We start from the raw sequence: 14,038 nt of genomic DNA, 5'->3' as shown, positions 1-14,038 counted from the left end.
TGCCAAAATTCGTGGTCGTATCGCCTTGCCGGCAGCCGTATGCCGTATGGGTCGTGCAGAAAACATGGTGCTCCAGATGAGTAAATGCTGACTGCATGTTACCGGAATAGGTAAACTGATGGCGGACGAATAAGTATTTTTTGCATGGGGAATCTCGTTTCCCCGCGCACTATTGGACAGAACAAAACTCAAAGAAAGAAATTATGCTAGCAACGGACTCCGCACTGGTGCTCTTTAGCGGTGGACAAGATTCCACCACCTGCCTGGCCTGGGCCTTGAAACACTATAGCCGCGTGGAAACTATCGGCTTTGACTATGGACAGCGCCATGCGATCGAACTGACCGTGCGTCCCGGCGTGCTGGAACAGATGCGCCGGCAGTCGCCCGAGTGGGACAGCCGCCTGGGCCAGGATCACATGATCGACCTGTCCCTGATTTCCGCCATTTCCGATACGGCCATGACGCAGAACGTCGAGATCGTCATGCAGGAAAACGGTTTGCCGAACACATTTGTTCCTGGACGCAACTTGCTGTTCATGACGGTGGCCGCCACCGTGGCCTACCGCCGCGGCTTGACGGTGCTGGTCGGCGGCATGTGCGAGACGGATTTCTCCGGCTATCCGGATTGCCGCGACGACACGATGAAGGCGCTGCAAGTGGCCCTGAACCTGGGCATGGACACGCGCCTGAAGCTGGAAACGCCGCTGATGTGGCTGGACAAGGCGCAAAGCTGGGACCTGGCGGAAGACCTGGGCGGCCAGCCGCTCGTCGACCTGATCCGCAGCGGCACGCATACGTGTTACCTGGGCGAGCGGGGCGAGTTGCACGACTGGGGCTATGGCTGCGGCACCTGCCCCGCCTGCGCCCTGCGCGCGAATGGCTACCAGCAGTACGCGGCGAGGAAGGCTGCGAAGCCGGCTGTCAAATAAGCAGTTTGCGCCGTTTCTTCAAGCGGCGGGGCGGGGGACAAGGCCATGCTGTGGTTTTTGCCACAGGAGCGTCTTGCCATGAAATCCCTCTTTGCCGCGCTGTACGGCCCCGTGTTCTGGGCCGGCTTCATCGGCGCCGCCACCGTGCTGGTGGCGCTTTGCCAACTTCCCCTCCGGGTCTTGCCGCCGTTATTGCTGCTGGCCCTGCTCACATCCTTCCTGGCCGAGCGTTACCTGCCGTATGACGGCGCGTGGAACCATGATCACGGCGACGGCTGGCGCGACATTGCGCACGCGTTCGTCAATGAAGCGCTGTACCTGCTGGGCCTGGCCATCTTCCCCCTGCTGGCCGGGCACCTGGCGCTGGGTCCGTTCTGGCCCGGCCAGTTGCCGTTCTGGGCGCAGCTGCTGCTGGCCATCCTTATTGCCGACTGCGGCATCACGCTCGTGCATTACCTGAGCCACCGTTATTATTTTCTGTGGAAACTGCATGCCGTGCACCACAGCGTGACGCGCCTGTACGGTTTCAACGGCTGGATGAAGCACCCGCTGCACCTGCTGCTGGAAGCGGCGGGCGGCATGCTGCCTTTGTTGCTGCTGGGCATACCGGAGCGTGTCATGGGCGTGCTGGCGTTTGCCGTGGCGATCCAGTTGCTGCTGCAGCACGCGAATGTCGACATGCGCATGGGGCCATTGCGCCACGTGTTTGCCTGGGCGCCATTGCACCGTTTTCACCACATGAAATACGGCACGGCGGGCGACGTGAATTTCGGCCTGTTCTTTACCTGCTGGGACCGCTTGCTGGGCACACGTTTCGACACGCCCGGCTACCGCATGCGGGGCGAGGACCTTGGCATCGGCAGCCGTCCCGATTACCCGGCCGCGTACGGGGCGCAACTGCTGGAACCGTTCCGCGCGGAAGAGGGCGTGCGCGCGCCCGAGTTGCCGGAAGGCTTGCGCGCGCCCCTCAATCGAGCAGCTTGACGTTGAGCTGGCGCAAGCTGCGGTCGGCGCGCACGCCGAACAGGCTGCGCATGGTGCGCGAAAAATGCGCGGCATCGGCAAAGCCGGCGCCGTGGGCCGCTTCCGTCAGGGTGCTGCCGAGCACAATGAAACGGATGGCCAGGCGCAGGCGACGCCACAGCACCAGCCGCCGCACGGGCAAGCCCAGCTGGGCGCTGAACAGGCGTTCCAGCTGGCTCAGCGACAAATGCGCCGCCTCGGCCACGGCGGCTGCGCTGACCTTGCCTGACAATAACGCGTCGACCTTGTCCAGCGCGCGCCGCAAGCGGGGATCGGGCAAGTGCTCGCGCGGCTGCGCCTGCAGCGCGGCGGCCAGGCTGTCCAGGCTGGGCATGCCTGCGCTGCCGGCCGCCGCCAGCAGGGCCGGGCCTCCCAGGCGTTGCGGTTCCGCATAGATGGTCAGCATGGGCGCCGGGGCAACCAGGACGGCGTGCGGACGCAGGCTATCGACCAGCAAGTGCCGCGCCGTGTGGACGATGCCGTCGAGCTCGGCCGTGAAAGGCGCCCCGGTGCTCAGCATCAACTGGTGCGCATAATGGGCGTGGCTGGCCGTGGCGCCCGCCGCGCCATGCAAGATGGCGAAGTCCGGCGCCAGCCAGAGTGTTCCCTGCCAGCTATCCTGTTGCAAACGCGACTCCCAGGTGATGGATTGCGGGGCGATCATATCAGCGAGTGATGGATTGTTTTCACGGCATCGAATTTTCCTGGAGTACACATCATTGCATTGGCGAAATATGTGATTTTTTTAATACAATATTCAGCATTGCAAGGCCGCCCGCTGTAACGTACTATCATTCTCATCGACTACCGATGGTAGTCCTGCAGCCCGCCGCCAGCCACGTCGCTGGCCGTGAAGCGGTTTGATATCCGTTCTGCTTGTCATCCTGTCATGCCTACACGCGCGTCTACGTCGTGGTTTGCTGGGCCAGTGTCGCACTGGATGGGACCGCGCGTGCTGGCCGCGCTGGTGCTGGCGCTGTGCCTGGGGTTGACGTATGGCGCCTGGCGCAATGCCCATGATGCCAGCGAACAGCAGGTGCGGGCCGATTTCGATTTCCGCGTGCACGAGCTGGTCAACAACATCGCCGGCCGCATGCAGACCTATATCCAGGTGCTGCACGGGGTGCAGGGACTGTATGCCAGTTCGCAGGAAGTCACGCGCCGCGAATTCCACGCCTATCTGGCGGTGCAACAGGTGGACCGCCACTTTCCCGGCATCCATGGCATCGGCTACCTGCCGCTGTTGTCCGGCGCCGCCCTGGCGCGGCACGAGGCCGGCGTGCGCGCGGAAGGCTATCCCGGCTATGCCGTGCGTCCGCACGGCCAGCGCGCCTGGCATGCGCCGATCACCTATCTGGAACCCTTGAGCGAGAGCAACCTGCTGGCCTTCGGCTACGACATCGGCTCCGAACCCGTGCGCCGCGCCGCGCTCGAACAGGCGCGCGACACGGGGCAAGCCGCGATGACGGGCAAGATCCACCTGGTGCAGGATGGCGGCAGCGCCCAGTCGCATGGTTTTCTCATCGTGCTGCCCGTGTATGAGAATAGCTTGCTGCACGGCAGCGTGGAGCAGCGGCGCGCCGCCTTGCGCGCCTGGGTATTTGCGCCATTTCGCATGGGCGACCTGATGGCTGGCGTGGGCGGCGAGAGCGCGCGCCAGCTGGACCTGGAAATCTATGATGGCGCGCAACTGGCCGAGGCGGCCCTGATGTATGACAGCTTGCCGGGCGCCTTGTCGTCTGCCGCGTCGGACAGCCTGGTGGCGCAGGAAACGATCACCATCGCCGGCCATGCCTGGACCTTGCGCGTGCGCGCCATGCCCGGTTTCGATGGCGAACTGCTGGCGCGGCCCCGCCTGGTGGCCTTGACCGGCTTGCTGGCCAGCACCGTGCTGGCGCTGACCGCCTGGCTGTTGGCGGCGGGCCGCGCCCGCGCCCAGGCGGCGCTGGCGCGTTCGAGCGAACTGACGGGCCAGCTGGAGCAGGGGCAGGCGAGCGTGCTGGCGATGGCCGAGGCGGCGCAGCGCAGCCAGGCCATGCTGCGCAGCATCCTCGACTCGACCATCGACGGCATTCTGGTCGACAACATCGATGGCCGCATCTTCACGTCGAACCGGCGCTTCCGCGACCTGTGGCAAGTGCCCGATGCGCTCGACTGGCAAGCCGACGGCGCGGCGCTGGTGCGCCATGTGGAAAGCCAGCTGGAGCAGGCGGCGCCTTTCCTCGGAGCACGCGTCCATGCGCCGCACGGCCACCGCGAGCGGCGCGACGTGCTGCACCTGCGCGATGGGCGGGTGGTCGAGCAATATGTGCGCAGCATGCAACTGGGCAATGAACAGGCGCGCTTGTGGACGTTCCGCGATATCAGCGAGCGCAGCCAGATGGAACGGCGCGAGCATACGCGGCGGCAAGTGCTGGAAATGCTGGCCACGGGTGCGCCGCTGGAACGGGTGCTGGAAAGCGTGGTGCTGAGCGTGCAAGCGGACCATCCCGCCATGCTGTGCAGCATCTTGCTGCTCGATGAAAGCCGCCACCGCCTGGTGCTGGGCGCGGCGCCGGGCTTGCCCGCGTTCTTCAACCTGGCCAGCCATGGCCATGACCTCGACACCCTGCAGGGCGTGCATGGCATCGCCGCGCAAGCCTTGCGCGATGACCTGCGCGTGATCGTCGGCGACTTGCACGCCGTTGCCGATGCGCAAGAGACGATGGAACTGGCGTGGCGGGCCCAGCTGCAATCGTGCTGGGCCGAACCCGTGCGTGGCGGCTCGGGCAAGCTGCTGGGCGTGCTGATGGCGTATCACCGCCAGCCCACCTTGCCGGGTGCGGCGCACCTGGCGCGGCTGAGCGAGGCGGCGCATCTGGCCGGCATGGCTATTGAGCAGGCGCAAGTGGCGCTGGCCCTGCGCGCCGGCGAAGCGCGTTTCCGCAGCCTGTACGACCATGCGCCCGTGGCCCTGTGGGAACAGGACTGGTCGGCCGTGCGCGCCGCGCTCGATGTTCTCGAGCAAGCGGGCGTGCGCGACCTGGGCGCCCACTTCCAGGCCCATCCGGAGGCGCTGCAGCGGCTGGCGGGGCTGGTGCGCATCATCGATGCGAACGGCGCCGCGCTGGCGCAGGTGCGCGCCAACGAGGACGACCAGCGCCGCGGCGCGCTGGGCCTGGCGCAGAATTTCGACGACAGCGCCTTGCCGCGCTTTGGCGATGCGTTGCTGGCGCTGGCTGGCGGCGCCCACCTGTACGAGTGCGAGAGCAGCTTCGTGCGTCTCGATGGTGCGGCGCGGCAAAATGAATTGAGCTTGCTGGTGATGCCGGGCCATGCGGACAGCCTCGATTTCGTCATGGTGTCCTCGCTCGATATCACCGAGCGCAAGCGCATGAACGCGGAACTGCTGCAACTGGCCACCACGGATTTTTTGACCGGCTTGCCGAACCGGCGCCACTTCATGGCGGCGCTGGAAAACGAGCATGCGCGGCTGCAGCGCGAGCTGGCCAGCTGCGCCAGCGTGCTGATGCTCGACATCGATCACTTCAAGCGCGTCAACGACGAGTATGGCCACGCGGTGGGCGATGCCGTGCTGCGCCACCTGGGCGCGCTGATGTGCCAGGCGCTGCGCAAGGTCGACGTGCCGGGCCGCGTGGGCGGCGAAGAATTCGCCATCTTGCTGCCTGGCACGGATCTGAGCGCCGCCGCCGTGTTTGCCGAACGGTTGCGCCGGCGCGTGGCGGAAAGTTCGCTGACCATCGATGGCGGCATTGTGATCACCATCACGGTGAGCATCGGCATGGCCGCCATGGCCGGTACCGATGCCGATTGCGATGCCGTGCTGGCGCGCGCCGACGAGGCGCTGTACCGGGCCAAGCGGGGCGGGCGCAACCGCATCGAACAGAATGACGGCGGCGGCGACGGCGTGCTCAGCAAGTTCATGGCGCAGTGATTACAGGCTGTGCTGACGCGCTTGCGCCTGCTTGCGGTTGCGGCTGACGATCAGCCAGACGATGGCGACGGGAATCAGCAGCGGCAGCAGCACGGGCGTGCTCAAGGCCAGCGCCAGTGCCACGCAGAGCGCCACCACCGCGATCAGCACCACGCCCACGCCGGCCAGGACGACTCCCGTGATGACGGCTGCGCACACCACCGCGATGGCGGCGATCAGCAAGCCGCCGCCGGCAAACACCAGGCCGAACAGCCACTCCAGCGGCCCGTCGACATCGTCGCCGTTGAACTGCATGTGCATGTCGCTGCCACTGCCGCTGATCTTGTCGAGGAACAGGCAGGCGAGCATGACGATGAGGGCGAAGGTGAGCAATTTTTTCATGATAGGCCTCGGTGTGTGGGTGATGGGGTGTTGCATGCTCACACTGTAGGGATGCGCCCGGCTCGCCGCCAGCGGCGTGCGACAGGCCGTCATTTTCACGGTATGGAAGGCGCTGGGGGCCAGAAAAACGCTGATCTGGAACAAGATTTCTTTTCTTGTAATGCGCGCAAGCCGACCTATACTGAATACCTCAGTCTCGCAAGGAGGGCAACATGCTTTTGTTTGCAGATACCGGGGATCAATCGCTATCCCCCCCTGACCATCGCATCATGCGCCAGCGTAGCGCCACGCAGTCCTGCGCCGAGCCCGTCGGCGCGCCATCGGCGATACCGCCGATCATCATCAACCCCTTCAATTACCATGCGCCGCTGCCGGCCATCGACCCGCGCTGGGTACCGCCCGGTCCGCCGCTGACCTGGCCCAACCGGCCTGCCATGTCCATGTGCTGATGCCTGGTCGTCGAAAGAAACGAGCAGCCTGGTAATGACAAAAGCCCGCTGCGCGGGCTTTTGCTGGTGCATGCCTGGAATCAGGATTGTTTGCGGCGCAGCATGAAGCCCAGCAAGCCCAGGCCGGCCAGCAGCATGGCATAGGTTTCCGGTTCGGGCACGGCGGCGATGAAGGCGTGGTTGTCGCTTTCAAAGGCGTCCTGGCCTGTCGAGTGGAAGGCGATCGAGGTAAATTTTGCCCCTTCGCCCGCCCACGCGTTCACATACAGGCCGACCGATTGATCGCCATTGGAGCTGACATTGCCCAAGGTGGCGATTTGCGATCCCGTCAAGGTGACCGTGCTTTGATCACCCATGGTGAAGACGACGCTGTTATACGCATCTGGCGAACCCATGTAGAAACCAAAATAGCTCAACCCGCCACCGAAGGTGGCGATGCCAGGGGTGATCTGGCCATTCGTCACGCCGACGGAATAGAAGGCCGTCAGATCGTTCGGTGGTTGCGCGGCGTAGCTTGGGTGATCGCTGGTAAAGACGTTCCCCGTGTAATTGCCGGGCACCAGGCCATCATTGAAATCGATGGTGGTGGCGCCGGCCACGGATGTGACCAGCCCTTCGCCTGCCAGTACCGTACCGCCGGTAGTGAAGGTGGGAATTGCGCTGGCGCTGCCTGCGGCGACGGCGAGCGTGGCGCAGGCCAGAGTGGACAAGATTTTCATGTTGATTCCCTCGAATGTATGGGTGTACACAACTATTTTTATCAGGAACGACGAAAGTGCCCGGCGTGGCGAGGCAGTACGGCGTGCGGGGAAGAGGGACGTCGCATGAGGCAGGAGTTTCTTGAGGCCAAGCATTACTACATGCAATATTTAAATATAAAAAACATAATTCAGATTCAAAAATAATAATAGGTTGACTTGAGAAATATCAAAGCGCGATTGCTAGAGTAAAGCTACTACATTGATAGCTTGTCTTCTTGCCTGGATCGACTATGGCGGGCCGCGCCTTACCTTGCGGCAAGGCGGCACGGGCGGGCGTTTTCGACTATCATGCTAGCCCCGACCTTCCATCACGAGCACCGCCATGAGTACCGATTTCCCCGATTTTTCTGACGAAGCAGCCGAGCAGGACAACGACGCCCCAATCCAGGAGCCGCGCCTGTGGGTAGGCAATGGCTGGACGGCGCGCGTGATCAAGAACGAGGAAGATGAAGGCTGGGCCGTCGCCATGATCAAGGATGGCGAACCGGAGCCAGCGCTGGTGGGCCCGTGGACCATGGGCCGCGACAAGAAAAACCCGAAGCCGCTCGACGTCAACGCGTTCAACACGCTGGTCAAGACGGCCTCGGAAGTGCTGCGCCGCCACGAGCAGCAGCTGCATGCGCAATTGCACAAGAACCTGTTCGTCGCCACCGACGAGGGGCAGATCAAGGTGATGTTCGACATCGTGCCCGACGAAGACCACCCGTACGCGGAACTGAGCGCCTACGACGCCGACGGCGAACAGATCGCCAAGGTGCGTACCTCGGCCGCGTTCAAGTTCAACGCCACGTCGGCGGCGAATTGGATCGAAGGCGGCTACCGCCGGCCGGGTTAAGCCGATTGCGGTAGCGCTTCCCTCTATTTACTCAGCTGTACCGCCGCGCCTTCGGGCGCGGTGTGCATTTCCACCTCGTCTTCCTTGCGGTACGCCAGCCGGTACAGCAGCGGCAGCACCAGCAGGGTCAAGGCTGTCGACGACAGGATGCCGCCGATCACCACGGTGGCCAGCGGACGCTGCACTTCAGCGCCCGTGCCCGTGGCGATGGCCATCGGCACGAAGCCCAGCGAGGCCACCAGCGCCGTCATCAAGACGGGCCGCAGGCGCGTGATGGCCCCTACGCGTATCGCCTCCTGCAAGGGCATGCCCTGTTCGCGCAGCTGGCGGATGTAGGCGATCATCACCAGGCCGTTCAGCACGGCCACGCCGGACAGGGCGATGAAGCCCACGGCCGCCGAGATCGACATGGGAATGTCGCGCAGCCACAGGGCGACGATGCCGCCCGTCAAGGCGAACGGGATGCCGCTGAACACGAGCAAGCCATCCTTCACGTTGCCGAACATGGCGAACAGCAAGACGAAGACGAGGGCCAGCGCCACCGGCACCACCAGCTCCAGGCGTTTCGTGGCCGACTGCAATTGCTCGAACTGGCCGCCCCAGCTGGTCCAGTAGCCGGCGGGAATGGCCACCTGCGCTTGCAGCTGCTGCGTGGCGTCGGCCACGAACGAGCCGATGTCGCGGCCGCGCACGTTGGCGCTGATGACGATGCGGCGCTTGCCGTCTTCGCGGCTGATCTGGTTCGGCCCCGGCGCCACCTGCAGGCTGGCCACTTCACCGAGCGGGATGAAGCGCGCGCGGCCTTCCGCCGCCGCGCCCAGGGGCAGGGCGATGGGCAGGCGTTTCAGTTGCTCCAGGTCGCTGCGCAGGCTGTCGGGCAAGCGCACGACGATGTCGAAGCGGCGGTCGCCCTGGAACAACGTGCCCGCTTCCTGCCCGCCGATGGCCGTGGCAATCGCCGACTGCACGTCGGCAATGTTGAGGCCATAGCGGGCCGTCTGCTCGCGGTCGATCTGCACCGTCAGCATGGGCAGCCCCGTCGTCTGCTCGACCTTCACTTCCGTGGCGCCCGGAATCTTGCCCAGCACACCGGCGATCTTCGCCGCCGTGCCGTCGAGGACAAGCATGTCGTCGCCGAACAGTTTCACGGCCACGTCGCTGCGCACGCCGGAAATCAGTTCATTGAAGCGCAGCTGGATCGGTTGCGAAAACTCGTAATTGTTGCCTGGCAAGCTGCTGGCCGTCGCCTCGATTTCCGCCAGCAATTGCTCGCGCGATTTCTTCGGCTCCGGCCACTGGTCGCGGGGCTTGAGCATGATGTAGCCGTCGGAAATATTCGGCGGCATGGGGTCGGAAGCGATCTCGGCCGTTCCCGTGCGGGCGAATACGCGGGCGATTTCCTTGTGGTTGCTCATCAGCTTGTTTTCCAGCTGTTGCTGCATGGCCAGCGATTGCGTCAAGCTGGTGCCGGGGATGCGCAAGGCCTGGATGGCGATGTCGCCCTCGTTCAGGCTGGGCACGAATTCGCTGCCCATGCGCGTAGCCAGCAAGCCCGACAGCACCACGGCCACCGCCGCGCCCGTCAGCACGACGGGCGTGTTGCGCATCACCTTGTCCAGCAGCGGCGCATACCAACGCTTGGCGGCGCGCATGATGGCGTTTTCCTTCTCCGCCACCTTGTCGCCGATAAACAGCGCCACGGCGGCCGGGATGAAGGTGATCGACAGCAGCATGGCGCCCAGCAGGGCGATGACGACAGTCAGGGCCATCGGCGTAAACATGCGGCCTTCCACCCCCGTCAGCGCGAAGATGGGCAGGTACACGACCATGATGATCAGCTGACCATACAGCAAGGGCCGGCGCGCCTCTTGCGATGCCGCAAACACTTCGTGAAAACGTTCTTGCAAGGTCAACGGTCGTCCCAGTTTTTGCTGCGCATGGGCCAGGCGGCGCACGCAGTTTTCCACGATCACCACGGCGCCATCGATGATGATGCCAAAATCCAGCGCCCCCAAACTCATCAGGTTGGCGCTCACGTGGTATTGCACCATGCCCGTAAACGTGAACAGCATGGCCAGCGGAATCACCATGGCCGTGATGACGGCCGCGCGGATATTGCCAAGGAACAGGAACAAAATCGCGATCACCAGCACGGCGCCTTCCAGCAGGTTTTTCTTCACTGTATTGATGGCCTTGTCGACCAGCACCGTGCGGTCATACACGGTGACGGCGTGCACGCCTTTCGGCAGGCTGCGGTTGATCTCCACCATCTTCTTGTCGACGGCTTGCGAGACGGCGCGGCTGTTCTGGCCGATCAGCATGAACACCGTGCCCAGCACCACTTCACGGCCATTTTCCGTGGCCGCGCCCGTGCGCAGCTCGCGCCCCAGCACCACGTCGGCCACGTCGCGGATGCGGATGGCCACGCCCTGCACATTGGCGACGACGATGTTGCCGAGGTCGTCCTTGGACGCCACCTGGCCCGGCGCGCGTATCAGCAGTTGCTCGCCCTGCCGTTCGATGTAGCCGGCGCCCACGTTGCTGTTGTTGCGCTCGAGCGCCGTCACCACGTCTTGCAGGCTGATGCCGTAGGCGGCCAGTTTTTCCGGGTAGGGCGCTACCTGGTATTGCTTGGCGTAGCCGCCGATGGCATTGATTTCCGTCACGCCCGTGACATTGCGCAACTGCGGCTTGATGATCCAGTCCTGGATTTCGCGCAAGTCCGTCGGCGTGTACGGCGTGCCGTCGGGCTTTTTCGCGCCGTCCTGCGTTTCCACCGTCCACAGGTAGATTTCGCCGAGGCCCGTGGAAACGGGGCCCATCTTCGGTGTGATGCCTGCTGGCAAGCTTTCCTTCGCTTCCTGCAAGCGCTCGTTGATCATCTGGCGCGCAAAATAGATGTCCGTGCCATCCTTGAAGATCACGGTCACTTGCGACAGGCCATAGCGCGACAGCGAGCGCGTCTGCTCCAGGTTGGGCAAGCCGGCCATGGCCGTCTCGATGGGGAAGGTGACGCGCTGCTCGGTTTCCAGCGGCGAATAGCCGGCGGACTGGGTATTGATTTGCACCTGCACATTGGTGATGTCGGGCACGGCGTCGATGGGCAGCTTTTGATAGCTGTAGATGCCCAGGCCGGCCATGGCGGCCACGGCCAGCATCACCAGCCAGCGCTGGTCGATGGCAAAGCGGATCAAGCGTTCAAACATGATGGTTTCCTTAGCCTTGACGTGATCAGTGTTCGTGACCGGCGGAGTCCTTGCCCAGCTCGGACTTCAGGACGAAACTGCCTTGCGCCGCGTACGGCGTGCCGGCGGCCAGGCCCTGCTTGATGTGCGTCAAGCTGCCATCGCTGCGGCCCGGCACCACGGGCGTGGCCTGGTAGCCATCTTTCACCTGCACGAAGACGACGGGCTTGTCTTCCACCGTCTGGATGGCCGTGCTGTGCACGGTGACGGGCGCGTCCGCTTCGCCGGACACCACTTCCACCGTGACGAACAGGCCCGGGCGCCACGCCATGTCCGGGTTCAGCAAGCTGATGCGTGCCTTGGCCGTGCGCGTCTGTTCGCCCAGCAGCGCGCCCACATAGGTGATCGTGCCTTGCGCGCTGGCATCAAACGCGGACGCTTTGACCTCCGCCTTGCCTCCCATGCGCACGGTGGCCAGGTCTTTCGCGGGCACGGCGATTTCCGCCCACACGGTCGACAGGTCGGAAATGACGAAGATGTTCGCGTCTTCCTTGACGGCTTCGCCCAGGGTGATGTGTTTTTCCAGCACCATGCCGTCGAACGGCGCGCGGATGTCGTAGCGGTTCAGCGGGCCCTTGCTGGTGGAGTTGGCACCCAGCGCGCTGAGCTTTTGCTGGGCGTTTTGCACGGCGATTTCCGCTTCGCGCCACGCTTGCTGCGCCTGCAGATAATCCTGTTCGGCCGAAATCTTCTCGCGCCACAGTTTTTCTTCGCGCTCATACGTGGAGCGGGCCAGCGACAGCCGCCGCTGCGCCGACAGCAGTGCGCTGCGCTGTTCCGACAGTTCCGTGCTGGCGATGACGGCCAGTACTTGCCCCTTCTTGACCAGCTGGCCCAGGTCGGCGTGCACGGCTTCCACCACCCCGGCCAGACGCGGCACGACGTGGGCCGTGCGGTCTTCATTGAAGCGGATTTCGCCGGGCAGGGCCACCGTCGTCTTGATGCGGCCGGGCGCGGCCGTGGCGATGACGACGCCGGCTGCGCGGCTTTGCGCAGCCGTCAATTCCAGCTTGCCTTCCACTTCTTCGTGGCCGTGTTCGTCTTTCTTTTCCGCATGTGCTTCCGCCTTGGCGGCCGGGACTGCCGGGGCGCTGGACTTGCCCGTGCCAAGGATGAGAACGGCCAGCACGATGCCGGCGGCGGCGATGGAAGCGATGGCGATCGCCTGCTTTTTGTTGCGTGTGATGTTCATGGAGGGTGTTCCTTACAGAGGAGCTGGTGTGCCCAGCAGGCGCTCGATGTCGGCGGCGGCGTGCTGCGCTTCTGTCAGCGCGCGCAGGTATTGGTTTTTGGCTTGCAGCAAGGTGCGTTGGGCGTCGAGCACGTCGAGGAAGGCGAACTTGCCGAACTCGAATCCCTTGCTGGCCGCGTCGTAGGCGCTTTGCGCGCCAGGCAAGATGTCCTGGCGCAAGCTTTCCACGTCGAGCCTGGCCGTGGCCAGGCGTTCGCTGGCGGCGGCCACGGCCGTTTGCACGGCGATGCGGGCGGCAGCCAGCTCGTCGCTGGCCTTGTCGCTGCGGCGCAAGGCGTCGAGCTTGTTGCCCGCATTGCGGTCGAACAGAGGCAGCGGCAGGGCCAGGCCGATGATGGCCTGGTTGCGGCCCAGCTCTTCCGAGCGCTTCATGCCGATGCTGAGCGTGACGTCGGGCGTGGAACGCCGCTGTTCCACGTCGAGCATGGCTTGCCGCTGGGCCAGGGCGCTTTGCGCCTGGCGCACGGCAGGGGCCTGGGCCATTCTCTCCGCCAGTTCGCTGGCCGGGGGCAGCTCCGGCAAGGTTTCCAGGCGTCCCTCTGCCAGGGTGAAGCGGGGCGTGGCATTGCCCCACAGGGCGGCCAGGCGCTGGCGGGCGCTGGCCAGGGTGCTGCGCGCCAGGTTCAGTTCCAGCCGCACGCTCGCTTCGGCCACCCTGGCGCGGGTTTCCTCGACCGGGGACGCCTTGCCGGCCGTCACCCGGCGCGCCGTGATGTCGCTGGCGCGCGCGGCCAGCGCTTGTGCGCTGTCGGCCAGGCGCAAGCCTTCCTGCGCGGCCAGCACGTCGACAAAGGCGGACGTGACGGCGGCGCGCGTGTCCGCCTGTTGCAGGGACAGGCCCGCCTGCGCCAGGTCTGCGCCGCGCCGGGCGACGGCGGCGCGGGCACCGCGCTTGCCGCCCAGCTCGATGAGCTGGTTGAGCTGCACGGTGGTGCTGCGCGTGGCGCGCCGCGTGTCTTCCAGCACGGTTTGCAATTCCGGGTTGGGCAAGGCGCGCGCCTGTTGCAGGGCGCCGCCCTGGGCCGCCAGTTCATGGCGGGCGGCCGACAGGGTGGCGTTGCCGCCCTCTGCCAGGGCCAGCGCGGCGGGCAGGGTCAGGGGTGCGGCGGGTTCCACGCCAGATTGTGCGTGGGCAAAGTTGCCGGCCAGCAGGCCAGCAGAGAGTAGCAATAGATAAATGGATCGGTGCATCGAATTCTCCAAGGTATGGAAAAAGAATTCGACGGGAC

General features: G+C 64.8%; 11 protein-coding genes. 5 read left to right on the top strand and 6 right to left on the bottom strand.

What is annotated here, in order from left to right:
• Positions 1-203: 203 nt before the first annotated feature.
• Together queC and OX459_RS15175 are read left to right on the top strand one after the other, a co-directional pair.
• Positions 204-929: a 7-cyano-7-deazaguanine synthase QueC gene (gene queC, locus OX459_RS15180; RefSeq protein ID WP_289899447.1), complete on the top strand. Its 726-nt coding sequence runs from the start codon at positions 204-206 to the stop codon at positions 927-929.
• A gap of 78 nt (positions 930-1,007) precedes the next feature.
• Positions 1,008-1,913: a sterol desaturase family protein gene (locus OX459_RS15175; protein WP_289905669.1), complete on the top strand. Its 906-nt coding sequence runs from the start codon at positions 1,008-1,010 to the stop codon at positions 1,911-1,913.
• On the opposite strand, the gene OX459_RS15170 is transcribed toward OX459_RS15175, so the two are convergent.
• A complete protein-coding gene (locus OX459_RS15170) occupies positions 1,897-2,616 on the bottom strand; it encodes an AraC family transcriptional regulator (protein ID WP_289905667.1) in 720 nt (239 codons plus the stop codon). The two genes, OX459_RS15175 and OX459_RS15170, sit on opposite strands and share 17 nt — an antisense overlap.
• A gap of 264 nt (positions 2,617-2,880) precedes the next feature.
• Here OX459_RS15170 and OX459_RS15165 point away from each other — a divergent pair, with 264 nt between their 5' ends.
• On the top strand, positions 2,881-5,886 hold the full coding sequence (locus tag OX459_RS15165) for a CHASE domain-containing protein (protein ID WP_289905666.1): 3,006 nt from the start codon (positions 2,881-2,883) through the stop codon (positions 5,884-5,886).
• Here the strand turns inward: OX459_RS15165 and OX459_RS15160 are convergent, their stop codons facing one another.
• Positions 5,887-6,267, bottom strand: coding sequence for a hypothetical protein (locus OX459_RS15160; RefSeq protein ID WP_289905665.1), 381 nt, complete (start codon positions 6,265-6,267; stop codon positions 5,887-5,889).
• 269 nt (positions 6,268-6,536) lie between these two features.
• Between OX459_RS15160 and OX459_RS15155 the strand changes: the two genes are divergently transcribed.
• Complete coding sequence (locus OX459_RS15155) at positions 6,537-6,716, top strand: hypothetical protein (RefSeq protein ID WP_077399114.1); 180 nt, start codon at positions 6,537-6,539, stop codon at positions 6,714-6,716.
• An 80-nt stretch (positions 6,717-6,796) separates the two neighbouring features.
• On the opposite strand, the gene OX459_RS15150 is transcribed toward OX459_RS15155, so the two are convergent.
• Entirely contained in the window at positions 6,797-7,435 is a 639-nt protein-coding gene (locus OX459_RS15150) for a PEP-CTERM sorting domain-containing protein (RefSeq protein WP_289905664.1), read from the bottom strand.
• Between the two features lie 364 nt (positions 7,436-7,799).
• Here OX459_RS15150 and OX459_RS15145 point away from each other — a divergent pair, with 364 nt between their 5' ends.
• The gene (locus tag OX459_RS15145; RefSeq protein ID WP_152252198.1) at positions 7,800-8,312 is read left to right on the top strand and encodes a hypothetical protein; all 513 of its coding nucleotides are present in this window, start codon (positions 7,800-7,802) and stop codon (positions 8,310-8,312) included.
• A 23-nt stretch (positions 8,313-8,335) separates the two neighbouring features.
• On the opposite strand, the gene OX459_RS15140 is transcribed toward OX459_RS15145, so the two are convergent.
• From OX459_RS15140 to OX459_RS15130, 3 genes are read right to left on the bottom strand one after another with little or no spacing between them, the layout of a single operon-like run.
• The gene (locus OX459_RS15140) at positions 8,336-11,518 is read right to left on the bottom strand and encodes a CusA/CzcA family heavy metal efflux RND transporter (protein ID WP_289905663.1); all 3,183 of its coding nucleotides are present in this window, start codon (positions 11,516-11,518) and stop codon (positions 8,336-8,338) included.
• 25 nt (positions 11,519-11,543) lie between these two features.
• Complete coding sequence (locus OX459_RS15135) at positions 11,544-12,749, bottom strand: efflux RND transporter periplasmic adaptor subunit (RefSeq protein ID WP_289905662.1); 1,206 nt, start codon at positions 12,747-12,749, stop codon at positions 11,544-11,546.
• Between the two features lie 12 nt (positions 12,750-12,761).
• Entirely contained in the window at positions 12,762-14,000 is a 1,239-nt protein-coding gene (locus OX459_RS15130; protein ID WP_289905661.1) for a TolC family protein, read from the bottom strand.
• Between the last annotated feature and the right edge of the window lie 38 nt (positions 14,001-14,038).

Source organism: Janthinobacterium sp. SUN026, from assembly GCF_030397625.1.
GTDB lineage: Bacteria > Pseudomonadota > Gammaproteobacteria > Burkholderiales > Burkholderiaceae_D > Janthinobacterium > Janthinobacterium kumbetense.
This window is presented reverse-complemented; position numbering and strand designations above follow the sequence as displayed.

What these genes read in the sequence shown, in the direction of transcription:
- queC (WP_289899447.1), top strand. Translation starts at nt 204, where the DNA reads ATGCTAGCAACGGACTCCGCACTGGTGCTCTTTAGCGGTGGACAAGAT.
- OX459_RS15175 (WP_289905669.1), top strand. Translation starts at nt 1,008, where the DNA reads ATGAAATCCCTCTTTGCCGCGCTGTACGGCCCCGTGTTCTGGGCCGGC.
- OX459_RS15170 (WP_289905667.1), bottom strand. Translation starts at nt 2,616, where the DNA reads ATGATCGCCCCGCAATCCATCACCTGGGAGTCGCGTTTGCAACAGGAT.
- OX459_RS15160 (WP_289905665.1), bottom strand. Translation starts at nt 6,267, where the DNA reads ATGAAAAAATTGCTCACCTTCGCCCTCATCGTCATGCTCGCCTGCCTG.
- OX459_RS15155 (WP_077399114.1), top strand. Translation starts at nt 6,537, where the DNA reads ATGCGCCAGCGTAGCGCCACGCAGTCCTGCGCCGAGCCCGTCGGCGCG.
- OX459_RS15150 (WP_289905664.1), bottom strand. Translation starts at nt 7,435, where the DNA reads ATGAAAATCTTGTCCACTCTGGCCTGCGCCACGCTCGCCGTCGCCGCA.
- OX459_RS15145 (WP_152252198.1), top strand. Translation starts at nt 7,800, where the DNA reads ATGAGTACCGATTTCCCCGATTTTTCTGACGAAGCAGCCGAGCAGGAC.
- OX459_RS15140 (WP_289905663.1), bottom strand. Translation starts at nt 11,518, where the DNA reads ATGTTTGAACGCTTGATCCGCTTTGCCATCGACCAGCGCTGGCTGGTG.
- OX459_RS15135 (WP_289905662.1), bottom strand. Translation starts at nt 12,749, where the DNA reads ATGAACATCACACGCAACAAAAAGCAGGCGATCGCCATCGCTTCCATC.
- OX459_RS15130 (WP_289905661.1), bottom strand. Translation starts at nt 14,000, where the DNA reads ATGCACCGATCCATTTATCTATTGCTACTCTCTGCTGGCCTGCTGGCC.